The 23794-nt window shown below is 43.2% G+C and carries 20 protein-coding genes; 5 read left to right on the forward strand and 15 right to left on the reverse strand.

All coding sequences use genetic code 11. From position 1 onward, the window contains the following. Nucleotides 1-79: 79 nt before the first annotated feature. The 4 genes from J5X92_RS04250 to J5X92_RS04265 all read right to left on the reverse strand — a co-directional run bounded on the left by J5X92_RS04250 (nucleotide 80) and on the right by J5X92_RS04265 (nucleotide 4013). Nucleotides 80-652 (reverse strand): HAD family hydrolase, encoded by a 573-nt coding sequence (locus J5X92_RS04250; protein WP_208804757.1) that lies wholly within the window; start codon nucleotides 650-652, stop codon nucleotides 80-82. Between the two features lie 24 nt (nucleotides 653-676). Next, complete coding sequence (locus J5X92_RS04255; RefSeq protein WP_208804758.1) at nucleotides 677-1540, reverse strand: putative RNA methyltransferase; 864 nt, start codon at nucleotides 1538-1540, stop codon at nucleotides 677-679. Between the two features lie 140 nt (nucleotides 1541-1680). Continuing rightward, nucleotides 1681-2811: an enoyl-CoA hydratase/isomerase family protein gene (locus J5X92_RS04260; protein ID WP_208804759.1), complete on the reverse strand. Its 1131-nt coding sequence runs from the start codon at nucleotides 2809-2811 to the stop codon at nucleotides 1681-1683. Nucleotides 2812-2858: 47 nt separating this feature from the next. Beyond that, nucleotides 2859-4013: an acyl-CoA dehydrogenase family protein gene (locus J5X92_RS04265; RefSeq protein ID WP_208804760.1), complete on the reverse strand. Its 1155-nt coding sequence runs from the start codon at nucleotides 4011-4013 to the stop codon at nucleotides 2859-2861. Nucleotides 4014-4326: 313 nt separating this feature from the next. Here J5X92_RS04265 and J5X92_RS04270 point away from each other — a divergent pair, with 313 nt between their 5' ends. After that, the gene (locus tag J5X92_RS04270; RefSeq protein WP_013784015.1) at nucleotides 4327-5970 is read left to right on the forward strand and encodes a response regulator; all 1644 of its coding nucleotides are present in this window, start codon (nucleotides 4327-4329) and stop codon (nucleotides 5968-5970) included. Between the two features lie 44 nt (nucleotides 5971-6014). Here the strand turns inward: J5X92_RS04270 and J5X92_RS04275 are convergent, their stop codons facing one another. Beyond that, nucleotides 6015-6926 (reverse strand): NAD(P)-dependent oxidoreductase, encoded by a 912-nt coding sequence (locus tag J5X92_RS04275; RefSeq protein ID WP_208804762.1) that lies wholly within the window; start codon nucleotides 6924-6926, stop codon nucleotides 6015-6017. A gap of 96 nt (nucleotides 6927-7022) precedes the next feature. On the opposite strand from J5X92_RS04275, the gene J5X92_RS04280 reads away from it, so the two are divergent. Next, entirely contained in the window at nucleotides 7023-7505 is a 483-nt protein-coding gene (locus J5X92_RS04280) for a glutathione peroxidase (RefSeq protein ID WP_208804764.1), read from the forward strand. A gap of 35 nt (nucleotides 7506-7540) precedes the next feature. Beyond that, entirely contained in the window at nucleotides 7541-8587 is a 1047-nt protein-coding gene (locus tag J5X92_RS04285; protein WP_208804766.1) for a 2-hydroxyacid dehydrogenase, read from the forward strand. Nucleotides 8588-8685: 98 nt separating this feature from the next. Here J5X92_RS04285 and J5X92_RS04290 read toward each other — a convergent pair whose 3' ends face one another. Together J5X92_RS04290 and J5X92_RS04295 are read right to left on the reverse strand one after the other, a co-directional pair. Continuing rightward, nucleotides 8686-9447 carry a methyltransferase gene (locus tag J5X92_RS04290; RefSeq protein WP_208804768.1) on the reverse strand — a complete coding sequence of 254 codons (762 nt, stop codon included), beginning with the start codon at nucleotides 9445-9447 and terminating at the stop codon, nucleotides 8686-8688. Then, nucleotides 9444-10205 carry a Nif3-like dinuclear metal center hexameric protein gene (locus J5X92_RS04295; protein ID WP_208804770.1) on the reverse strand — a complete coding sequence of 254 codons (762 nt, stop codon included), beginning with the start codon at nucleotides 10203-10205 and terminating at the stop codon, nucleotides 9444-9446. Before J5X92_RS04295 ends, J5X92_RS04290 begins: the two co-directional genes overlap by 4 nt. A gap of 292 nt (nucleotides 10206-10497) precedes the next feature. Here J5X92_RS04295 and J5X92_RS04300 point away from each other — a divergent pair, with 292 nt between their 5' ends. Beyond that, nucleotides 10498-11382, forward strand: coding sequence for a hypothetical protein (locus J5X92_RS04300; RefSeq protein ID WP_208804772.1), 885 nt, complete (start codon nucleotides 10498-10500; stop codon nucleotides 11380-11382). Nucleotides 11383-11397: 15 nt separating this feature from the next. Here J5X92_RS04300 and J5X92_RS04305 read toward each other — a convergent pair whose 3' ends face one another. From J5X92_RS04305 to J5X92_RS04335, 7 genes are all read right to left on the reverse strand, one after another. Further along, nucleotides 11398-12489 (reverse strand): serine hydrolase domain-containing protein, encoded by a 1092-nt coding sequence (locus tag J5X92_RS04305; RefSeq protein ID WP_208804774.1) that lies wholly within the window; start codon nucleotides 12487-12489, stop codon nucleotides 11398-11400. A gap of 100 nt (nucleotides 12490-12589) precedes the next feature. After that, a complete protein-coding gene (locus J5X92_RS04310; RefSeq protein WP_013784008.1) occupies nucleotides 12590-12973 on the reverse strand; it encodes a hypothetical protein in 384 nt (127 codons plus the stop codon). Nucleotides 12974-13083: 110 nt separating this feature from the next. Then, the gene (locus tag J5X92_RS04315; RefSeq protein WP_013784007.1) at nucleotides 13084-13497 is read right to left on the reverse strand and encodes a GFA family protein; all 414 of its coding nucleotides are present in this window, start codon (nucleotides 13495-13497) and stop codon (nucleotides 13084-13086) included. A 78-nt stretch (nucleotides 13498-13575) separates the two neighbouring features. Continuing rightward, nucleotides 13576-14214, reverse strand: coding sequence for a TetR/AcrR family transcriptional regulator (locus J5X92_RS04320; protein WP_208804776.1), 639 nt, complete (start codon nucleotides 14212-14214; stop codon nucleotides 13576-13578). A 129-nt stretch (nucleotides 14215-14343) separates the two neighbouring features. Further along, nucleotides 14344-15372, reverse strand: a complete 1029-nt coding sequence (gene sohB / locus J5X92_RS04325) for a protease SohB (RefSeq protein WP_208804778.1) — start codon at nucleotides 15370-15372, stop codon at nucleotides 14344-14346. 117 nt (nucleotides 15373-15489) lie between these two features. Beyond that, on the reverse strand, nucleotides 15490-18078 hold the full coding sequence (locus J5X92_RS04330) for an acylase (protein WP_208804780.1): 2589 nt from the start codon (nucleotides 18076-18078) through the stop codon (nucleotides 15490-15492). Nucleotides 18079-18273: 195 nt separating this feature from the next. After that, entirely contained in the window at nucleotides 18274-20877 is a 2604-nt protein-coding gene (locus J5X92_RS04335) for a VolA/Pla-1 family phospholipase (RefSeq protein WP_208804782.1), read from the reverse strand. A 316-nt stretch (nucleotides 20878-21193) separates the two neighbouring features. Between J5X92_RS04335 and J5X92_RS04340 the strand changes: the two genes are divergently transcribed. Continuing rightward, nucleotides 21194-21952, forward strand: coding sequence for a YciK family oxidoreductase (locus J5X92_RS04340; protein WP_208804783.1), 759 nt, complete (start codon nucleotides 21194-21196; stop codon nucleotides 21950-21952). Nucleotides 21953-22039: 87 nt separating this feature from the next. On the opposite strand, the gene glnS is transcribed toward J5X92_RS04340, so the two are convergent. Then, nucleotides 22040-23707: a glutamine--tRNA ligase gene (gene glnS, locus J5X92_RS04345; RefSeq protein ID WP_208804785.1), complete on the reverse strand. Its 1668-nt coding sequence runs from the start codon at nucleotides 23705-23707 to the stop codon at nucleotides 22040-22042. Between the last annotated feature and the right edge of the window lie 87 nt (nucleotides 23708-23794).

Consider the following 23794-nt stretch of genomic DNA (forward strand, 5'->3'; position numbering starts at 1 on the left):
TACGATATTTACCTAATTTGCCACACTTATAAGTAGTAACCCACCTCCGCAGCCATTTATTGGTGTGGTCTACAGAGGATTATGTCTTTTTAGAGGGGAAAATCCCTAGAACCCCTATATCGTTCAAAGAGGTGACTTGTGTGACATTTTCTAATTCAGCATTGGGCGGTGGGGCTTTGCTGGAAACATAATAACAGTGAGACAAATTGACTTCTTGCCCTGCTTGTATATCTCGCCAACTGTCACCAATCATGATACTTAAAGGTAGTGAAATAGAATGGTCTTCTGCGGCCTGTATTAACATGCCTGGATTAGGTTTGCGGCACACACACTGCTTTTTGTATGTCCCAATGCCGTGTTCTGGATGATGAGGACAAAAATACACAGACACTTCACCAATTCCGGCTTGGTAAAAGTCTTGCTGAACCGCGCTCATCAATGCCTTAAAATCATCTTCAGAATACAAGCCTCGTGCAATGCCCGACTGATTGGTAACGATGATAATTTTATAGCCCGCATTTTCAAAACGCGTTATTAGCGAGAATATGCCGTCTACATATTCAAAATCTTCGTACCGGCCCACATAACCATGGTCGACATTTACAATGCCATCACGGTCTAAAAATAAGGCTTTAACAGTGTGTGAACCCATGTTGTGCTATCTCTTCAACTGCATTCAAGCGGTTTCTGGCATTTTTAGCCAAGCTTGAACACGAAAATCAACGGTGACGTGGTTTAGCTTTTCAACAATGACAGCCAATCTATCCGGAGGTAAACGCCAGTAATAAGGCGTCATTTTTATCAACGCGATTTTTTGTTCATCGTTATCGAAATGCAAAGGGTAATTGACGGTTTCATCCAAAGTTTGTTCAAAACCCACCCGCTGTTCTTTTTCTACAGCATGTTTTGCGGGGTTGTCGTATACCAGCGACTTTAACTCGAACAAATGCATGGGTGCAGGGTCCACGGTAAGCAAGAGCCCACCCGCTTTTAACACCCGTGCATACTCTTCACTGCTACCGGGGGCAAAAACTTGAATTACAACATCTTGCGTATTTGATTCAATGGGCAAATCAAAGCTACTGGCCACAACAAACTGCTGCGATTTATACGCTTTCGCTGCTAATTCCACCGCAATTTTCGCAATATCACTACCACTGCCAGAAGTATTAATACCGTGGGCTTCTAAACCGGTTACTAGGGCGTTTAAATAACTCCCTTCCCCGCACCCTGCATCGTAGATTGCAAGCTCTTCTTTCCCATTGATACTGGCATTTTCACGCTTGCGTGTATCGGTGTAATACTGTGCCACTATATCGGTCATGCGTTGCTTTAACGGCCCATAACCATTGAGGTCGTGGAACTCTCTTCGAGCGCGAACCATACTTTTGTCGTCACCAGGTGACTTAGAGTTTTTAAATTGGACGGGAAGAAGGTTAACGTAGCCTGCTTTCGCTTTGTCAAAACTATGGTTATTGCTGCATTGGATGACCGAGGCGCTAATATCGATTGGGCTTCGGCAAAGTGGGCATTGCCACATAAAAAAGAGTCCACTGTAAAACTGTCTAATACTGGCAGCGAGTTTATCAAACTTCGCTGCCGGTGTCGTGGCTGCTTCAGCCTTGATACTAGGTTGTGAAAGTGTTTAAGGTAAAGTATGGCTCACACAATAAAGTGTGGCTATAAATCAGCCAATGGATGGGTTTCATTGGTCCAGGGTGAGTCAAAGAAGGATGCAACCACCTCTTCTGGCACATCTTCCACTCTCTTGTACTTCCATTTAGGCGATAAATCTTTTTCTATTAGCAATGCACGTACGCCTTCCTGAAACTCTCCATGTTGACCACAGCGACAAGACATAATAGCTTCCATACGAAAGCAATCAGCTAAAGACAACTCGGCCCCACGTTTGCACTCTTCAAATACTAAATGCGCTGTTATAGGTGACCCTTTAGCCAATGTAGATTGTGCCCGGCTTAACCACTTATCTTCGCTTACATCTGCTGATAATAAATTATTCACCACATCAGTTACATTATCGGGTTCACACCATTTCTCGATAACGGCTCGGTGAGATTTTACATTTGTTACAAGCTCATTTTCTGGCGTGTTAAGGCCGTTTAAAATAGTGGTAACTTGCCCGTTAAGTGACTCAGATTTATCATCAAGTTTCCACGAGAAGCTTTGCAGTGCATCAAACATGGCGGGCTGTTGATCAGACGCCACTAATACATCAGCTAATTCTACGTAACAGGCGTCTGCCCCATTCATTTGTACACCGGTTAGTCCTAAGAAAAGGCCAGTTTTGCCTGGTAAGCGTGGCAGAAAATAGCTGCCTCCTACATCAGGATATAACCCAATGGTTATTTCAGGCATAGCAAGACGTGACGTTTCGGTGACCACGCGATGGCTTGCACCACAGATTAACCCCATTCCACCGCCCATAACGATACCAGAGCCCCACACAATAATGGGTTTGGTGTAATGATGAATTGTATAATCGAGGGTATATTCGGTACGGAAAAAGGAAGCTAGAAAATCAGGAATTTCGCCATTCGATTCAAGCATTGCGTTGTACATAGAGACAATATCGCCACCGGCACAAAATGCTTTTTCCCCTGCCGCTTTTAATACGACACAAACGAGATCGCTTCTATTTGCCCATGCTTGCAGTGCGTCTAATAACAAACTCGCCATTTCTAAATCTAACGCATTTAGGGCTTTCGGCTTATTTAGGGTAAGCACGCCAATCGTATGCCCTGACTGTGTTGCGATTTCTTCAACAATCACTACAGATTTTGTATGTTCCACTTTTTACTCCTTGTAGCATCAGCTCTTCTTTTTCATCAAGCCTGTTATCACAGAACGCTATTTTCATCGCTTAGCAAGCGCCTTCCGATGATAACTCGCATAATTTCGTTTGTGCCTTCCAATATTTGATGTACCCGCACATCTCTTACGTGACGTTCTAACGGATATTCTTTGATATAGCCGTATCCACCATGCAACTGTAACGCGTCGTTACACACCTTAAAACCCACATCTGTGGCAAATCGTTTCGCCATTGCGCAATAGGTACTGCTATCGGCATGTTTACTATCAAGCTTACTGGCTGCCATTCTCACCATTTGTCGGGCAGCAACCAATTCAGTTGCCATATCTGCTAATTTGAATTGCAACGCTTGGAAAGTAGCAATGGGTTTTCCAAATTGCTCACGCTCAGTGAGATACTGCCTAGCCACATTAAGCGCTTGTTGCGCCGTTCCTATGGAGCATGTTGCTATATTAATTCTCCCACCGTCTAACCCTTGCATAGCCATTTTAAAGCCTTGGCCTTCATCACCTAAACGACACGACGCATCAATCTTTACGTTGTCGAAAGTGATCATTCTGGTTGGCTGGGCATTCCAGCCCATTTTCTCTTCCGCTTTGCCGTAAATAATACCGTCGGCATCAGCGGGAACAGCAAACGCACTGATCCCTTTTGGGCCGTCTCCACCGGTTCTAGCCATTACCACAAGCACGTCGGTACTTCCTGCGCCTGAAATAAACACTTTTGCGCCGTTGAGCACATAGCCATTATCTACCGGCGTAGCTTTAGTTTTCAATGAAGCAGCATCTGAGCCAGCACCGGGCTCGGTTAAGCAATAAGAAGCCAGTTTTTCCCCTGATACAAGTACTTCACACCATTGCTTTTTAGTCGCTTCTTGGCCCCAAGTAGCAATCATCCACGTGGCCATGTTGTGAATGGTCAACATGGCAGTGGTGGTAGTGCACCCCATGGAAAGCTGCTCAAAAATAATAGATGCATCAAGGCGCGATAATCCCAGCCCGCCTTCTGATTCGGGGGTATATAAACCACAAAAACCTAGTTCACCCGCTTTTTTAATGGCCTCAACGGGAAAGTGATGGTCTCTGTCCCATTGAGCTGCATGGGGGGCAAATTCCTGCATCGCAAATTGACGGGCGGTTTCTTCAAAGGCGAGTTGATCATCTGAAAGGTCGAAATTCATATTACTTGCCCTTCTGGGTAATAAATTGGTGATGTATTATGCCTGTATCAACTAGAACACAAGCATTGAGTAGTCAGTCGTAAATACAGTATATAACAACTTACCTTCACGTAAACGTAAACATCAAAAATAAATAAAGTTAATGTGAAATAATTGTGAAAAATACAGTTATACATTAATCTAATTTTCAACTCCCCTTGCCTTAAAATAATAAATAAAGACATATAGTTAGAAAGTTAAACTTACGGCTAATGCACTTTACACCCAGCGCTGATAAGCTATGTTTATTAAAACACTACTATACTGACACCTCTTGGATTATCGGATTGCTATTGTTGAAGATAACGCAACTGCGCGCACCACGTTGCGGGGGCACCTCCTGCCCATTGCAAAATTAAACGTGAGCAGTTTTGGTTCAGGTGTAGAACTTAAATCGGCGTTACGTAAGCAGCATTTCGAACTCATCATTATGGACTACCACTTAGGCCAAGGAAGAACAGGAGTGGAATGGGTGCAAAGCCTTAAAGAATCAGGTTTTATTCGCCCTAGCACCGGCCTTATTTTTCTTACCTCCGATCGTTCTCCGCAAACCATCGGCCGCATAATGGATTTGCAACCTGATGCGTTGCTTATAAAACCTTACACGATTGCCTCGTTGTCTCGTCAAATTAAGCACTATTTGAGCTATCGTAAGTATATTGAGCCCGTGTTACGGGAAATGGATAACAAACAACGCCCTTCTGCTATCACACTGTTACGTAAAAAATTGCGAGAAGGCGTACCACCAAGGCTAGCGTCTGATGTAGGTAAACTTTACGCCAAACTCTTGTTTGAAAACGAAGATATTTTACATGCGATGCGTGTATATGATGATGTACTCACGCGTTCAGATAAAGTACTTTGGGCACAGTGGGGCAAAATTAGGTGCCAATATGCGGCGGGACTATGGCCCGATTGCCAAGACGAACTTAGTGGTATGGTAACTTCAACCCTAGCGCGAGACAGCGCGTTTGAATGGCTTGCCTCTCTATCTTTTGAGCAAAAGTCGTATGAGCAAGTAGAGACCTATTTAAGCCAGATAAAGTTCAGCGATCTTAGTTTACCCGCTGCTAGGTTAAAATCTCTCGCGTATCAAAAACAGGACAAGGTGGTAGAGGCTATAGATCTGCTCCAAAAAAAGCGCGCTATGCATCGAAGTGCCAGAGACAGATTTAACGATTTCACCTTCGAATTGGCGGAGTTTTACTTATTGCTAGCAGAAGAAGCGCCTAGTACCAATCGAGAAGAAAGCTTAAGCCAAGCTCGTAAGTTAGTTGGCTTGGCAGGTCGCAGTCAAAGTGATCGCCAAGTATTGCAAAAAAGAGACTACCTACTGGCCTTTTCAGCCATTTTAGAAAGCGAAGATCAAAAAGCCGCTCACTTACTTGAAAGTGACTACATGGATGATTACTTGCGTACCGAGCCTTCGATGCTAGTGATTGCCGCAAAAGTACATCATGGTTTGGGCGAGGAAGGTAAAGCTAGCCAATTACTTGCCCTTGCAAAGCAGAAGAATGCCGAGCTGCAGATCATCTCAGAGCAGGTTGCTAACGACGATCTTATTTTTAGTGGTGGTGAGCGCCTGGGCCTTAATCATGACCAGGCAGTTATGCTAAATGAAACCGGTACACAGTTGTTTATGAACAAACAATACTTGCCGGCAATGAAACATTTCTATGATGCATTGAATTTATCGCCAGAAACGGCAGCATTCGGGCTTAATTTATTGCAGTGCATGATTGAATCAGACACCGCCGTTTATCGCAAATACGGAATTCGCAAACTGCTTCGTGTTATTGCTGATATGGCACTTTCAGATAGTAATCATCATAGGCTCACCCAATTAAACCTAACGGCCCAAGCTAATGCAGAAAAGCTAATAGCCCCTGCTATCAACGAAGACAACAAGCACCATTAAACGTTAGGTATAAACTGACCAAGTGTGCTCATACCGATGGTATGTTATTTCAAACGCATTAGTAGGCTTGATGTATCCCAGCGATGGCCACCCATTTTCTGAACGTCGCCATAATATTGGTCGACCAAGGCCGTTAGCGCTAATGTTGAACCATTTCGACGCGCTTCATCAAGGGCAATAGATAAATCTTTTCGCATCCAATCTACCGCAAAGCCATAATCATAATGGTTTTCGAGCATGGTAGACGCACGATTTTCCATTTGCCAAGATTGTGCAGCGCCTTTACTAATGACATCAATCACCGCTTTACAATCTAATCCTGCTTTTTGACCAAAATGAAGTGCCTCCGCTAGCCCTTGAACAATACCGGCAATGCAAATTTGGTTCATCATTTTTGCTAACTGGCCACTACCACTTTCACCTAGCAATTGACTGTGTCTAGCATAAGCAGAAAAAACAGCTTCAGCACGGTCAAAAGCCTGTTGTTCGCCTCCCACCATAACGGTAAGCAAACCATTTTCAGCACCGGCCTGGCCGCCTGACACTGGTGCATCTAAAAAGGCGATAGACTGCTTTTGACATAGTGAAAACATTTCACGCGCTACTTCTGCCGACGCGGTAGTGTGATCTATCAGTAGTGTACCCGGCCCCATCGTACCTAAGGCTTGGCTGGCAACGTCTTTAACATCGTTGTCGTTACCTACGCACATCAACACTATATCAGCATCTTTTGCGGCTTCTGCTGGGGATAGGGCAAGGGCGCCCTGAAACTCTTTAACCCACTTATCTGACTTCGCTTTTGTGCGATTATAAACAGTAACATCGAAGCCTGATTTTGCTAGATGCCCTGCCATGGGGTAGCCCATCACGCCAAGCCCTAGAAAACTGACTTTTATCGATGCATTATCGATAGGTGAACCTACAGATGAAGACGTTGTAGTTGTATTATTTGACATAGTGTAACTCTCGTCATAACTGATTATACTGAAGCGAAGTGTAACAAACTTTCTGATAACTAAAACAAAACAATAACTAAAATAAAGAGAAGCGCTATGAGCATATATAGTCACCAAGTGGTTAAAAATAACGGCGAAGCTATTGCTATGTCAGACTTTAAAGGCAAAGTATTACTTATCGTTAATACCGCCAGTAAATGTGGCTTTACTAATCAATATGAAGGTTTAGAAAAACTCTATAAAGCATATAGTCCGAAGGGCTTCGAAATATTGGCATTTCCTTGCGATCAATTTGGTCACCAGGAACCGGGTTCAGATGATGATATTGCTCAATTTTGTAGTATGAACTTTGGAGTTTCTTTCCCATTATTTAAAAAAACTGACGTTAATGGAACGCAAACCCATCCTCTTTACGTTGAATTAAAATCACAAGCACCTGGTTTACTTGGCTCTAAACGCATAAAGTGGAATTTCACTAAGTTTCTCGTCGATGCCAATGGAAACGTGGTAAAGCGTTACGCCCCAACCACGAAGCCGAATGAAATAAGCAATGATATTGATGGACTCTTAAAAGCCTAAATTATTAACTATTAATGAAGAGGGAGTGCAATATAATGAAAGTCGCCTTTTTTAGCGCTAAGCCTTATGAAGAAACTGTTTTTAAGGCAGCAGCCTTGAGCTTAGAAAAAGCCTTGAGCGTAGAAAAAACTGAGAGCCTCCCCCCTATTTCCTTTACTTATTTCCCTCATCAACTCACCGCTGAGACTGCCTTGCTTTGCCAAGGTTTCGATGCTGTCTGTGTTTTCGTCAATGATGAACTTAACGCGAAAACTTTGTATATTTTGCATGAGGCTGGCATCAAGCATATTGCCCTACGCTGCGCCGGTTTCAATAATGTTGATATCGCAACAGCTCATGAACTCAATATCAGTGTATCGAGAGTACCTGCCTACAGCCCGGAAACCGTGGCTGAACACACGTTAGCACTCATTCTTACGCTAAATCGCAAGACACATAAAGCCTATAACAGGGTGAAAGAAGGTAACTTTGAATTAAGCGGTTTACTGGGTTTCACTTTACACAACAAAACAGTAGGCGTGATAGGTACAGGGCGTATTGGCCAATCGGTGATCCGAATTTTGAAAGGCTTTGGTTGCAATGTCTTATGCTACGACCCCTACCCTAATGAGCAACTTAAACAGGAAGGCGTTGTTTACACGTCACTTGAATCGCTTTTTAGCCAAAGCCATATTGTTACTCTTCACTGCCCGCTTACCGAGCAAAGCTATCACCTTATCAATGAGTCGAGTATTGCCCTCATGCCCAAAGGCGCCATGCTGATAAACACATCACGTGGCGGATTGATTGATGATAAGTCGGTAATCAATGCGCTAAAAAGTGGGCATTTAGGGTATGTGGGTTTGGACGTTTATGAGCGAGAATCAGAGTTGTTTTTCAGTGACCATTCACAAGATATTATTCAAGACGACGTATTTCAGCGTTTACTCACGTTTCCCAATGTATTGGTAACCGGGCATCAAGGCTTTTTCACCAAAGAAGCTTTGAGTGAGATTGCCGCCATAACCCTAGATAACTTACGGTTCTTTGCCGGTGACTCTAGCTTGAACGTTAACAACAATATGGTTCAGCACACAACTTAAGGGGCTTATTTTAAAGGCTTGGCTTAACGGGCTTAAGCTAATGAGCATAGCTTCAAGCACAAAGTTTAAAGAAAATAGTAGAAAAGTAGCAATATTTGCTACTTTTCCAACACAAGATGGAAGTACTTACCTAACCACATAAATGGCTCTGTTTGGTTATAGGTTCGTTCTAGGTTTACCAACCCTTCAAACTGGGTAGTTTGATGCTCTGGGTTCTTCAAGTAATCATGAAAACATCGTATGCCAGTTTTCGCTTTTACCGTAAAACCAATAGACTCACAAAAATCGCTGGCTTGTTTAGCCGGTAACGGATTTTTAGGGTTAAGGCGAACTTGGTTCCTGACTTTCATACCTTGCGCAATGTAATCAAAATTACCGTAAATTGCGTTAGTCATTAAGTTTGCATCACGGTTAAAAAAACTCAGGCTTAATATTGCCCCTTTACGCATGTTGTCATAGAGAAACTGAATAGCTTGGTAGGGCTCATTCAACCATTCCAAAACAGCGTGGCACACTATAAAATCAAAGTCTTCCATATTTTGAATATCTAACAAATATTGATGTTGAATATTCACGTTTGAAAACGTTTTTAAATTTTCTTTAGCATGAACCAATACATCTTCTGACCCATCAGTTAGCAACACACTATGCCCTAACGATGCCAAGTGAGCGGCCATCACACCTGTGCCGCCCCCCACTTCTAGTACCTTTTTAGGCAGTGTACTTTCTGTTAATTCAACAAAAGGGGCTAAGGCTTCACAAAGCATAATTTGTCTAAGCTTACCTTTTGTAGTGCCATAGATGTTATCGGCAAACTTTGCGGCTATACCGTCAAAAATATGATCTGATTTTTGTGTCATGCTGGATTTGGAATATCGATAAAAGAGACGTCGAGGTTAAACTCGATTTGAATGTGCTCACCTAATGCCTTCACGCCGTAGCGCTCAGTGGCATGATGACCCGCCGCAAAAAAGCTAATGCCCATTTCACGCGCCGTATGAATAGTTTGTTCAGACACTTCACCGGTAATAAACGCATCTACCCCTGCCGCAACAGCTTGCTCTATAAAGCCTTGACCGCCACCTGTACACCACGCAACGGTTTTAATAGCTTTAGTATCATCACCTTCCGCTAATACAGCGTGTCCTAACTTATCAGCTAAAAACTGCTGTAGGTCATGCTGAGATATTGGGCTTTCGAACTCCCCTTTCATAACCACACCCGTAGGTTTTACGCCGCTTAGGGCTTGTACATTGTCAATATTAAGCAGTGCCGCAAGCTGTCGGTTATTCCCAAACTCGGGGTGAACATCCAATGGTAGATGGTATGCGTATAAATTAATATCGTGTGCAAGTAATGCCTTGATGCGCTTTTTCTTCATGCCGCTAATCGCTTGCGACTCGCCTTTCCAAAAATAGCCATGATGCACCACGATGGCATCGGCATTTTCTGCAATGGCGGCATCAATCAAGGCTTGTGAGGCCGTTACCCCTGTTACCACACGTTGAATTTCTGGCTTGCCTTCAACTTGCAGACCATTAGGGCAATAGTCGCTAATCTCATGGGCTCTAAGTGTGCCATCTAGATAGCGTTTAAGTTCAAGGTTACTTACTGACACAAACACTCCGGTTAACTGTTATACAATCACTTCAACAATCATGTTGAACCTATAGAATTGTTAAGCATTATACTAATTTTAAACGGCTACTGCCGTCCTTTCTTTTTACACATGCCATGCTCATGTGGGGACTTGTTGAATAGTATATTAAGCCAAGACCACACAATAATTTATAGCGTTAAACTCACTAGTCCACGCTCAATGTTAACTGTAATATAACCTATGTAGAGTGTTAATTTGTCTTGCCTTCAAAACACATCAATTTATGTGACGACGCAACTAAGGACTAGTTATGTCAATTAAAACAGTAATTACTCATCAATATCACTTACCGATGAGCATCGAAGAGATGGTGGCATTAAGTGATGGTCGCTGCGCAGCTTTGAGTTGGAGAAAGGATGCTGGATATCAATTTATCCTACTGCAAGACGGCAGCGTTGATACGCTTCCCTTCGTTATACCTTATGAACTAGGAGTGCTTTCGTGTGCAGCGTTATTTATTACAAAAACGGGGTTCGGCTGTGTTTTTCACGATAGTGTTGTCATATATACATTCACAGACAAAGAATTCAAAACATACCCTTTTTCAACACCCTTACCGTTAGATGCAGCTAAGCACTCCACTGCGCCGGTAAAAGCATACATGGATGAACTTACCGGAACAATCCACGTAATTTTAGAAGATTATTTTTATAAAAGGCGTGGACGATTTATTTCGACAATAAGTTTAAATAACAACATTGCTTACTATTCACCATTATATACTTTTCCTTTCAATACGGCTTGGTATTACGAATGTGCCGATATCTGTTTTAATGAAGGGCCACTTGTACACATCATTAATTGTCCATTCATGTGGCGTAAAATTGAGCCATGCCCATCAAACTCAGCGCACTTAATGAAACTAAACGATGACGGAAACTTTCAAGTGACTCCTACGATACACGGCCGCGGAAGTTTTTCTTCAGATAAACAATACTTGATGGTTAAATCAATCTTTAGTCCTTACAGCATTCATTTTTATACACTGGACGGAGCTAAAGCTTATGTTTTAAATCTGACACCCAAACGGGTACTAGGGAACATTGATAAGAAGTGGCTTGAAAACGTCGATAAGTTTAATGACACATTGTGGCTTGCGCACGATCACGACGTAACTCAGGTTAGGCTTTTGTAATAAACGCCGCTCGAGCTACCACTCCCCGCTCTTATTTAAAATATCCGTAATGGACTTTGCAATTTCCCAGCGCGGTGTATCACTTGAGTTACTCAGTATAATTATTGCGTTTTTACTGTCTGGATATGTAAGCACTAGCGATTTGTACCCACGAATACTACCTGGATGCCTAGCGACTTTCCCATATTCATTCTCATAAACCTGCCAACCTAGTGCCATGTATATTTCACCCCACGTGGTTTTTACTTGTGGCACTAACATCGCATCGAAGGATTGCTTATCTAAAATGACAGGAGCGTGGTTAAGCGTGAGCGTAAGCCATTGGCTTAAATCGTATACATTAGCAATGAGGCCTTCACTGGGGTTAAAAGCTAAGTCATAGGGTCGCTGCTCAAGCTTGTCTATTAACTTTCCCCTGTAGGTTGGGTGCGTTTCAGCGAAATTTTCATTTGAGCCATCATAAAAATGACTTTTTCTGATTTTTGCTGGCTTAAAAATATTGTCATAGATGAAAGCGTCATAGCGCTGACCACTAACTGAGAGAATGATCTCACCCAACAGATTATAATTAGTGTCACTATACACAAAGCTGTGACTTTCAGACTCTTCGGGGACAGCGCCTCTCACCAATTCTAAATAACGCTTCAGCGATCTACCTTGTTTAACACTCACAGGCCTAATAACGTCCGTTAAGCCTGAAGAATGGGTGAGTAATTGCTTTATAGTAATTTGAGATTTTTCAAGCTGGGGGATGTATAAACCCACTTCGTCATCGAGGCTTAATTTTCTTCGCTCTACTAATTTCATTATGGCTTGCGCGGTGAAAAGTTTAGAAATTGACGCAGCCCTGAATAGCGTTTTATCCGTTGTGGGCTTGGTTAACTTCTCATCTAGGTAGCCGAAACCTTCAATATAACTGACTTTGCCGGCAGTAATGACCGCGACTGCCATTGCGGGAATAGCAGACTCACCTCGAACTTCATCCAAATACTGAGTCAGCTCCTTATGACTGCCCGGTTCGGCGGAAATAGCATTTACTGAAAAAATGAATAGTGTTGAAATAGTAAAGTTACGGCATATATACCCAAACGCGTATTCAGTATTCACAAAGGGTTTCCCTACTCATAGCCAAAATTAAAAATAACTTCGGCTATGCCGTTTTAAAATGAAAGTAGCGGTTGGTTCACGATGAAGGTAGAGGACGTAGTTACCAGAATTTTAATACGTTTGCTGCCAGATAACCTACACCTATACCGAAGCACATCATAGAAATTGTTCTAATGAACTTCAAAACCTTTGAAGCATCGTATATTTGCTTACCTTTGAGCAATGAATCAATTATATGATCCTGCCCCGTAATCGACAAAATAATGGAAGCCACAAAAAAGCCGAGGGAGACATAAAGATCTTTATCTGCTTCTATGGCTTTCAATTGAACAAGAACGACGATTGCACCAATAGCAGCGGAAGATAACCACGCATATTGTTTTAGTAATTCAAAATGTAATTCTGTGGTTAGGGTCTCATTTTTGATTTTATTCTGTTGGGCTGAATCTAGTTCCGGTTTTTCTTCTAATTCCAATGAATCCATTATAAACATCCAATTTTAATGTAGATCTACTCTCATTGATGAGGCTAATAATACTTTTGCAATTTTCTTACAGGAGATGAACCAACAGCATTTCATTAGTTGCGTTCAATTTACCGACTTTGTCTAGTAGGCTCAAACGTATCATATCTTGGCAGCGCAGCATCTAAGTTGTCCCAGTTTGCTTTTGACGTAACAAAGTTGTGAGAGATGGGTCTTTCTGAAATATCTGAATCTACAATACCAAGCCGAATTCTCAGTTTTTCAGGATTAGCTGCATTTGAACTATAAATGGGTGATGCACAGGTCGAGCAAAAATGTCTATTTTTACCCGGTTTAAATTCGTAAGTAGCCAGTTTCTTTTGTGGGTCTATTAGGCGGAATTCGTTAGCATTGATAAAGCCATTGGTGGCATAGGCAGTACCACTATTCTTTCTACAAAGTGAGCAATGACAATGAATGATGTCATCTATCGAGCCTAAAATCTCCACGCTTATTTCGCCGCACAGACAGGTTCCGTAATACATATATACTTCCTTTTACTTAATCCCTATCTAGAATGCATGTTATCCACCCTCGGTAACTTGACACTCTGACCCCATTTTTTAGTTATTTTGTGAAATGTTACCAGCAACACCTTGTGCTACAAACGGTACTAGGTGACTGATCACCTCTTCAATATTCACATGCTTGTGAAAATCTGACTCAGCGATTTCTGTCAACGCTCGACTTGAAGCCATTGAGAAGACAAAACTACCCATTGCAAAGTGCAAGCGCCAGAAAAGCGCTTCTTCAGGTAGGTCGGGTAAGCACTGTTGAATAGCGTCAACCAAGGCTCTAATTGTCTCGCCATAATCGTTCATAATGAAACGGCGCAAATGACCTTGGGTTTCGTTATACCCTCGGCCCAATAGCTGGACAAAAATGGCTGTGCCCGACGGTCTTAGCACATTGAGTTTCAACATAGGAGGAATAAGTGCATACAACAAGGTAGCAACACCTTCGCTACCGGAAGATACCTTATTGTTGGCAAGGCAGGTATTCACTTCAGGCATCAAAACATCGAAATACCTTTTTAGCACTGCCTGAATAAGGTTCTTCTTACTACCAAAGTGATAATTGACTGACGCTAGATTAACCTCGGCCCGAGTCGTAATCTCGCGCATCGATGTCTGCGTGAACCCTTGCTCTGAAAAGAGCAGTTCAGCAGCATCTAAAATATCAGCTTTAGTTTGCTTCGCCATTTTTTATTTTTCTTTAACCTAAGTCTCATCACGCCCGTTCAATCATGTAAAAACGACTCGGAACGGGGCGAAAAGGTTACGCATAACCACAAAAGAATGCTGTAACCTATTATTTTATATTAATTATTATTAAAACCAGTGCCTTGCTTTGTTCCAAGTCTGCATGACTACCCGTTCTGCAACAGCTGCAACCGACAGCCCTAGTTTTTCTGCCACATTCTTTTTCAACGAGTACTTAACCTTAAATATTTCGCGCTCTGGGAAGTGCGATAAAATGTAATCGTCTGAGGTTGAAAGCGCATCTACCAAACCTAGTTCTTTTGCTTTAACACCAGGCCAATATTCACCCGTTGCCACTTTCTCAATGTTCATATCAGGGCGCTGACTATGAACGAAGTCTTTAAATAACGTGTGAATTTCTTCAATTTCTTCTTTAAATTTTGCACGCCCTTCGTCATTATTTTCGCCAAACACGGTAAGCGTACGTTTGTATTCACCTGCCGTATGTTGCTCAAATTCCACATCGTTCTTCTTCAATAATTTGTTGAAGTTCGGCAATTGCGCTAACACACCAATTGAACCGATATAAGCAAATTGTGATGCTAACAATTTATCTGCCACACAAGCCATCATGTAGCCGCCACTGGCAGCTACTTTGTCTACCGCGATGGTTAATGTTAGGCCTTTTTCTTTGATGCGCTGTAACTGCGAAGCCGCTAGTCCGTAACCATGTACCACACCACCACCACTTTCCAAGCGCACAAGTACTTCATCTTCTTTGTTAGCCACACATAAAATAGCGGTTATCTCTTCACGTAAGTGTTCAACCTCGTTGGCATCCATAGAGCCTTTAAAATCAATCACAAATAACCGAGACTTTTCTTCTTCATCGTTCGCTTTTTTACTTTTGCTTTTGGCCTTATCTTCTTTCTTCTGCTTTTTAGCCAATTGCTTCAATGCTGCTTTGTCGAGCAACACTTGCTTCGCGTAATGAGTAATGTCTTTTAGTTGCTCTGAAAGAGAGATTATTTCTAACTGACCTTTACCCTGTTTCTGCTTACTAGCAACGCCAACGATGGTCGATACCACAATAATAAACGTGATAACCAAGGTAACGGCCTTAGCCACAAATAAACCGTATTCGTACAAAAACTCCAAACCTATCTCCTAGTACAAAATAAAAGGGTCTGTTATCAGACCCTTCTTAACGACCTTATTGTCCTAAATAGAACTTACATTAAGGCGACTTTATATAATGGCGCCTATAATAGCAGTCTAATTTTCCTCTGACGATAGGGTTAATGTACTGATTGTATTTGCAGATATTTCTTCGTCGGTAAAATACAAATCACGTAACGTGGGTTGAGCCGAGTAAAGCTCGGTTTGATCAGTCGAATGTTCACTGCCATACCCCCTAGATTGAGAGTATGAAAGAAGACCTCTGCCTTGTGGCCCCTCTTCAGTAAAGTTAATGACCATCATCCAACTGCTACCATAATTAATATGATAACCCTCTGCTTCTGCGCTCATAATGGTATTACTGTTAAGCGGTGCATAGGTATGTCTTGGCAGTAAAGTGCCATTGTTCCCCGGCACAATATTAAACACATTAAAGCCACCTTCAATGTTATGTGCCCCAGCCCATGGAAGTTTAATTCCCGATGCAGACCCGTCTGGAAGGCTCCGTTCTACAAATTGTACTTCGCCTAAGGTTGCATCAAGCGCTACACCGGCTTGGTTAACAACATGAACTGCAGCAGCAAATTGATTAATTGTGGTGTCATTCTGCAATAAACCACTTGGCGTGGTAACAGGGTTATCAACAGAAAACGGTGTTTCCCACTGGGGATCCCTGTCGAATTGAAACGCAAACTCTCTAAATACATGCGCCCCAACACTGTCTTTGTTCATGGTGCCATCCCACGAGGCCAATGCTGCACAGCCAGCGGAGATATCCACGTCTTCACCATTTACCGTAACAGGATCACTACCTTGGGCAGTACAAGCTTGAAGTAAGCTAGGCAACACCATATCGGCCAGCATGCTTCGGTTGTTAAGTAGCAAGGTTTCCACTTCGTCAGGCGTGAATGTGTTGTCACTACCTGCTTCAGATTCAATAAATTGCTGAGCTAACCGTGATCGCAGACTTTGTTGATTTTCCACATTGCCATAAAGTGGCGAAACACCCGTGATAGGTGATGATAAATTTGTTAACCAGAAGCTGTTGTTGGAGTTTTGAACTGAATCTGTTCCTTCATATTTTGGTGCTTCCTCGTAAGGTACAGGTCCATCAAAATCAAACGCTGAGGCAAAACCGGGTAAAACAGTAAAACCTGCCGCTATCTTGGTTTGTATTAAAACAGGATTAGTGGTTAATTCTGAAATGGCGGTTTCAGTTAAGTTGGGCACAGTAGAATCGTCAATATAAAATACCTGACCGTCCGCTGAAGCAGACATGGTGTTGTTAAAAATAACACCATCATAGTCTTTGAAGGCTTGTTTAAACTCATCCATAGAGCCCGCCATATTCATCGCTAGCCAGTGATCAACAACATCCAAATTCGGCAAATTTGCATCTTTAATGGCAAACGCATTTGTGTCCGTCCACTCAAAATTACCCGGCACTTCAATCATAGGCCCGTAATTTGTGTAATAGGCTGTTTTATTGAGCATGATGGTTTGACCTGGTGCCACCGCCACCTCAATCTGCATTGGCTTCTCGTAAATGGTTCGTTTACTACCATCAACCCTGTGGGTAAGACCCGTATCATCATCTTCATCTAACGTTAATTGATAAACGACAAAGTGCTCAGCGGTAGAAAAGGTGTGTGTCCATGCAACGTTTTCGTTGAAGCCTATATTCACCGCACCTGGTAACCCCGTTAAAGAGCCACCTGTTACGTTTAAATAACCTGGTATTTGCGTATGGAACTGCCAAAAACGTAAATTCCCTGTGTGAGGAAAATGGGGGTTTCCTAGAACCATTCCCATACCGTTAGTGGTTTTGTCGCTCCCTAATCCCCAGCCGTTTGAACCCATGTCTTGCGGATTTTTTTCCGGCAGTACTATGGTAGGGTTAATGTTAAATGGCATGGCATTTACTCGCCTATTCGCCGCCATGGCAGTGGCTGATGCATCTGTCTCTTGTGAAGCGATGTTCGTGTTTGCCGCAGGTGTAGGTAAGTAACTTTCCCCTTCAGGCGCCGCTAAAAACATTGGGCCTAAAAAGTTAGCAGCACCGGGGAGTAAAGCAACACCCAGTGAATACGTTAATAAATCAGTACTGTCAATTTCTGTTACCCAAGGCTGTCCAGCACACGATTGATCTTGGTCAGCCACAGGGGTGTCGGCCAAGTAGCGGTTATAACCTGCTGTATAACCTTGAAACATGGCTCTTGAGTTTGCTGACATGCGTGCTAAATTTTCTTCAGCCAGCGCACGAATCCCTAGTGTTAAAAAGCCGAAATCGTTAATAAGATGCTCTGAATCACCACTGCCCGCTTGGTTGTCGGGTCCAAAGTATTTCGAGCGCTCAGAATTATATTTAATAATTTGATCGGCTAAAACACACAAATTATCTTTAGCAAACGCATAACCCACCCCGTAGGCCATACTTTCTAGATTATCCGCTTTAATATGAGGTACACCGTAAGTCGTCCACGTTATGTCAGCCGTTAATACACCATCTGTATCGAAAGCTGGTACCGGTGTAGGTGTAGGTTCAACGGGAGATGGCTCAGGGGTGGTAGGCGTTTGAACGTTATCAAAATTATTATCGTTCCCTCCACAACCTACTAGCGTGGCAGCAATAGAGGCTGCGAGAAGTGTACGATATGGCAAAATACGATTTTTTGGTATTTTCACAAACTGTCCCTTATTGTTGTAATACTCGAAATCAAGATCCTGTATCTTTTTTTCTTCAACAGATCCGACCAATTAACACTACATTAACAATAAGAAACATTCAAACAACATTTTGATCTTTAGCTTAAATAAGCAAAAAAAAAGACCGACATAAGTCGGCCTTTTCATAATTACAAATCAACTAGTTACATATCGTTAGTTAGATACAACCGTTTCATCAGTAATGGGTAATACTGTAGCGTCAGTAGAAATATACCCGGCTACTTCTCTTTGCATTTCAGCCGTAACTTCAGCGCTGGAGGCTGGGCTTAAACTTGATGCATGCGCACCACTGTTAAATAAGACCAAGCCACTTAGTGCATCGGTACCAGATTGGGTAGTCGTGACCTGCTCTAAACCAATGGTATTGGCAAGCGCTAACTGGCCAGACAATGGTAATGATGTGGTTACTGGTATCACTTGGTCAGGCAGGTTTTCTTCGCCGCCATCACCTACTACCGTCATCATGTGTACTGGTGTCGTTTCACCAAGCGTAGTGGCATAGTTAGTTGGGTCTCCAGCATCCATCACAGTTTGTGCTGCAAATGCAAACTCAGCAAGTACCGCATTTACTTCTGCTGCTTGCTCATCACTTAAGGCATCCATAAATGCGCTTACCGCACCCACTAATTGTGCTTCTGAAACATCCGTTGTGCCATAAAGCTGAGTTAACAAGGCAACAAAATCTTCAGATGACTGTGATAACAATAACCCTTTGATAAGCGGACCAAAAGTAGGAGACTCAAGTAAGAACTGAGCCGCACCGCCTCCTGGAGACTCTAACGAGGCTTGTTTAACAGCATACATACCGTCTAGCGCACCTAAAGTCTCGCCCATGCTGGTATTCGCTACTGCGGCAAAGTTACCGCCAGTAATAGCGCCTAGTGATACACCCATGATAGACACACGAGACATATCAAATGACACGTTCTGGCTTGCTGTAGCATCAACTACTGCGTTCAAACCTAAACGTAAGCCCAATAAATCAGACACGCTTTGACGCAGGTTATCACGAGCAGTTGGTAAGCTTGCCAAATTCATGTAATGCGTCGCGCTTACCGTTGTAGCATTGATGTCATCAGTGCCGTCGCCGTCCAAGTCGTAACCACGAGTACCGTGAAGTGGTTGGTCGATAGCCACTGAAGCAATACCTGCCAACGACAACGTACCCGTAATGGCTAGCATATCTTCTTTTTTACTCGTAATACCATGGGCTAAAATCACTACTGGCCAACCCGCATCAGGCATGCTGACAGAGAAGCCGAGTGCACCAGCAATTGCTGGGTCTGGAATTGTCACCTGCACATCTAGCGTTTCTTCACCCATGTTTCCGCCCGTCATCTGAGGGAATGGGTTAAACTTAGTGATGTTACGCGCGTTATCTAGCATTTCGCCATCAACACGTAAATCAGATAAGCCAAGGCTTGAACACGTTTCAAAGTTTGGACCTGGTGTGGCACTGGCGAGTACTTCATCAGAAGCCGTTGCCAACACAATACCGCTGTCGCAAGCTGCTTGCCAAAATTCATTAACTGGTGCAGTTGGGTTTTCTGCACTGGGAACACCTAGGAAATAAGGAAGCGACACGCTACCCTCATAACGTTGTGCGGCACAAAATGGACCCGCTTCAGCAAGTATGCCAGTCGACACAGCCACAGCGAAATCGTTAACCGCACCCCATTGGGCAGATAACTGACCAGACACGGTACCTGCTAACCCAGCGCACGTTTCAAGGGCACTGAAGTCGGTGGCTTCAATAACAGGTACTAGGGCTGCTGCCTCAGCAGGTAAACTGTCGATACCGACTGAGACCGCACCAGCGACTACTTCTTCGGTAACTAAATTTAATGCTTCCATAGCCGTAGGTGCACTATCAACGTCTCCTACTACAATAACAGGAAGTGCTTCACCCGCGGTTGGGTCTCCAGCAGCAGCGCGTTCTGCAAACTCACCTACCATTACTTTTTTGATGGTATCGAGTGAATTCGCAATTGATTGCGTGGTGAATGCGGAAACATAGGTGATATCTTCACGCTCATAACCAGCACCAATCACTGGGTTTACCAGTGAGTTCACAATGCCTTGAAGCAATAATTGATCATCACTTGATAATGGCAGTGTATTGATGTCTTGTCGTGTTGAATCCCACGATGTAGAGCCTTGTACAGACTTACCAGACGAATCTTTCAACGCGGTGGTCATTACCAACATGTGACCTTGAGCCGGCTTCAGTGGCTTTAATGGCACAAAGGTAATTGTTGATTCATCAGCAAGAGAAAGCACATAATCTTCGCCGTAAACCAACTGATCGCCAAGCTTACAACCCGCAGAAGGCGTCGTGATTTGCGCGCAATCTGGATCATTTAAATCCAACCCTAGGGTTGCTTCAAACATCAACACGCCAGCCGCCAAGGTAGACGCGTCAAGTGAAACACCTGCCGGCGTCTCTACCGATATAGCAAATGGATGCTGTGTTGACCATCCGTCTAGTACATTAAGTGCGTTTTGTGGGTCAGCAAAGTTAGTTGGATCGTCTACCGGAATGTTAAGGGTATAATCGAAAAAGCCGTCATCCCCTGGTAGCATTAGAAGATCATTAGGTATATTTAAATCGCCACTAGCGGGATCAAACACGATACGTGAAAATGGTGTTTGGACCTCTGTCTCGGCCTGAATATCGGACAGGGTATCATCGGAGCCGCCACAGCCTGTTAGACCCAGCGCAAGGGCCACACTGGAACTTAATATGAGTTTTCTCATTCTTACTCCCTACAAGCATTGTTGTTATTCTGTGTATCTAAAACTCGCATTGCTTGTAAGCTGGCACCTTTAACGCCTTGTTCTTACTGCAAACTCACCGAGTTTCAAACATGTTAGACCAGTTGTATCTCCCTCAATCTTATTAACTTTGTTGCAACTTTGCAAAGTTTTGTTAACGCTAAACGTTATTTTTTTTTACGTTTGGTGTTTTTATACTTCGAAAGTTTTACTTATTGCGTAGTGTGAGTATCATCTGCACCTATATAATATGAACCTATTGCGCAGATAACTATATGCGAATTTATTAAGGATACTGATGAACGATTATCAAGCCCCTGCCGATTTATTAAAGGGTAAAGTCATTCTTATCACAGGTGCTGGCGATGGCATCGGTGCTCAAGCAGCGCGGACTTACGCAAAACATGGTGCCACCTGTATTTTATTAGGCAGAACCGTCTCTAAGCTAGAAGCCGTTTACGACGAAATCGTAAATGCTGGAAGTGCTGAACCTGCACCAGAGCCTGCAATAGTACCGCTAGATATAAAAGGCGCAACACCGTCACACTATCAACAAATGACGCAAACCATTATAGACCAATTCGGTAAGTTAGATGGTGTGTTACACAACGCTTCTGTGCTTGGGCATTTAAGTTCTTTTAAAGATATTGAGCAACAAGAATGGCTTGATGTGATGCAAACCAACGTAAATGGTACGGTTTTCTTAACACAGGCGCTAATCCCTGCCCTAGAAAAAGCTGATAATGCATCGGTTATTTTTACTACCTCTAGCGTTGGGCGAAAAGGTCGCGCGTTTTGGGGGACTTATGCGGTATCGAAGTTCGCTACAGAAGGTGTCATGCAGACGTTAGCTGACGAGTATCAAAATAAGTCGCTGCGCTTTAACTGTATTAACCCAGGTGGCACACGCACTAATATGCGCGCGCAGGCTTTTCCTGCTGAAAATCCTGATACATTGAAAACACCTGCCGACATCATGCCTATGTATCTTTACCTCATGGGTAACGACAGTATTGATGTGAATGGTCAATCTCTTGATTGCCAACCTAAGCGCTAAAAGTGACTACCAACACATAGCAATAGAAAAAGCCGCGTAAACGCGGCTTTATAATAGTGATACTTTATGTTTTCTTGATGGCGTGGCTTAGTCGCCCATTTTAGCCCACGTATCACGTAACCCTACCGTGCGGTTAAATACAGGCTTGTCATCTGTACTGTCTGCATCTAAACAAAAATAACCGGTACGCTCAAACTGCCATGCACCTGCTTCAGGCGCTCGCTTAGCAAGCCCAGCTTCAGCCCAGCCAGTCAGAACCGTTAATGACTCTGGGTTTATCACATCAGTAAAGTTCTCTTCAGCGGCTGGGTTAGGCACGTTGAACAAGCGATCGTACAACCTAAACTCAGCTTGCTGCGCTGTTCCTGCGTCAACCCAATGGATAACGCCTTTAACCTTGCGGCCATCAGCCGGATCTTTACCTAGCGTGTCAGCATCATAGGTACAGTAAACCGTGGTTACGTTACCTTCTGCGTCTTTTTCAACACGATTAGCTTTAACTACATACGCATTACGTAAACGCACTTCTTTGTCTAGCACTAAACGCTTGAACTTTTTATTTGCTGACTCGCGAAAATCTTCCGCTTCAATCCAAATTTCACGACCGAAACTAATTTCGCGTGTGCCCATAGCCTCATCACTAGGATGATTTGGCGCTACTAATATTTCGCTGTCGTTTTCTGGATAATTTTCAATCACTAATTTAATAGGATCGAGAACTGCCATCGCACGAGGTGCGTTCACGTTTAAGTCTTCACGAACACACGCTTCTAGCATGGACATTTCTACCATGTTGTCCATTTTAGTCACGCCAATACGCTTGCAAAATTCACGTACTGAACCCGCGGTATAACCACGACGACGCAAGCCTGCCACAGTCGGCATGCGAGGGTCGTCCCATCCGCTAACGTGATTTTCTTCAACCAGCTGAATTAATCGACGTTTGCTCAATACGGTGTATTCAAGGTTAAGACGTGAAAACTCATACTGACGTGGTGTGCTATCAATAGTGATATTTTCAATCACCCAATCATACAAACGGCGGTTGTCTTGGAACTCCAAGGTACACAATGAATGGGTAATACCTTCAATGGCGTCCGAAATACAGTGCGTAAAATCGTACATGGGGTACACACACCATTTATCACCCGTTTGGTGATGGTGAGCGTGTTTAACACGATAAATTACCGGGTCACGCATGCACATAAACGGTGAAGCCATATCGATTTTAGCGCGAAGACTACACTCACCTTCTTTATAATCGCCCGCTGTCATCTTAGCGAATTCACGCTGGTTGGTTTCAACGTCGGTATCACGGTATGGGCTATTCTTACCTGGCGCAGTTAATGTGCCACGTAGTTCGCGCATCACGTCTTGAGTAGAAAAGTCGACGTAAGCTAGGCCTTTGTCGATTAATTCATTCGCAAAACCATGAAGCTGGTCGAAATAATTTGAAGAGTAACGCTCTTCACCATCCCACTCAAAACCCAACCATTTAACGTCTTCTTTAATAGAGTTAACGAAGGTAATGTCTTCTTTTGCTGGGTTTGTGTCGTCGAAGCGCAGATTACAAGAACCTGAGTAATCTTGCGCAACACCAAAATTTAGGCAAATAGACTTTGCATGACCAATATGCAAAAAGCCATTTGGCTCCGGCGGGAACCGAGTTTTAATACTCTCGTGCACACCATTGGCAAGGTCTTTGTCGATGATCTGACGGATAAAGTTGGTCGGACGGTGCTCAGTCTCGGCCATTCGCGTGTTCCCCTTAGCGTTTGAATTAACGTTTAAAAATAATCTTAACGTTTAAAATTAATTAATATTGTGGATTAGTATAACACT

Source organism: Alteromonas sp. K632G (genome assembly GCF_017653625.1).
Classification (GTDB): domain Bacteria; phylum Pseudomonadota; class Gammaproteobacteria; order Enterobacterales; family Alteromonadaceae; genus Alteromonas; species Alteromonas naphthalenivorans.

What these genes read in the sequence shown, in the direction of transcription:
- J5X92_RS04250 (WP_208804757.1), bottom strand. Translation starts at nt 652, where the DNA reads ATGGGTTCACACACTGTTAAAGCCTTATTTTTAGACCGTGATGGCATT.
- J5X92_RS04265 (WP_208804760.1), bottom strand. Translation starts at nt 4,013, where the DNA reads ATGAATTTCGACCTTTCAGATGATCAACTCGCCTTTGAAGAAACCGCC.
- J5X92_RS04320 (WP_208804776.1), bottom strand. Translation starts at nt 14,214, where the DNA reads ATGGCGAAGCAAACTAAAGCTGATATTTTAGATGCTGCTGAACTGCTC.
- J5X92_RS04280 (WP_208804764.1), top strand. Translation starts at nt 7,023, where the DNA reads ATGAGCATATATAGTCACCAAGTGGTTAAAAATAACGGCGAAGCTATT.
- J5X92_RS04255 (WP_208804758.1), bottom strand. Translation starts at nt 1,540, where the DNA reads ATGTGGCAATGCCCACTTTGCCGAAGCCCAATCGATATTAGCGCCTCG.
- J5X92_RS04315 (WP_013784007.1), bottom strand. Translation starts at nt 13,497, where the DNA reads ATGTATTACGGAACCTGTCTGTGCGGCGAAATAAGCGTGGAGATTTTA.
- J5X92_RS04300 (WP_208804772.1), top strand. Translation starts at nt 10,498, where the DNA reads ATGTCAATTAAAACAGTAATTACTCATCAATATCACTTACCGATGAGC.
- J5X92_RS04275 (WP_208804762.1), bottom strand. Translation starts at nt 6,926, where the DNA reads ATGTCAAATAATACAACTACAACGTCTTCATCTGTAGGTTCACCTATC.
- glnS (WP_208804785.1), bottom strand. Translation starts at nt 23,707, where the DNA reads ATGGCCGAGACTGAGCACCGTCCGACCAACTTTATCCGTCAGATCATC.
- J5X92_RS04335 (WP_208804782.1), bottom strand. Translation starts at nt 20,877, where the DNA reads ATGAGAAAACTCATATTAAGTTCCAGTGTGGCCCTTGCGCTGGGTCTA.
- J5X92_RS04285 (WP_208804766.1), top strand. Translation starts at nt 7,541, where the DNA reads ATGAAAGTCGCCTTTTTTAGCGCTAAGCCTTATGAAGAAACTGTTTTT.
- J5X92_RS04310 (WP_013784008.1), bottom strand. Translation starts at nt 12,973, where the DNA reads ATGGATTCATTGGAATTAGAAGAAAAACCGGAACTAGATTCAGCCCAA.
- J5X92_RS04290 (WP_208804768.1), bottom strand. Translation starts at nt 9,447, where the DNA reads ATGACACAAAAATCAGATCATATTTTTGACGGTATAGCCGCAAAGTTT.
- J5X92_RS04340 (WP_208804783.1), top strand. Translation starts at nt 21,194, where the DNA reads ATGAACGATTATCAAGCCCCTGCCGATTTATTAAAGGGTAAAGTCATT.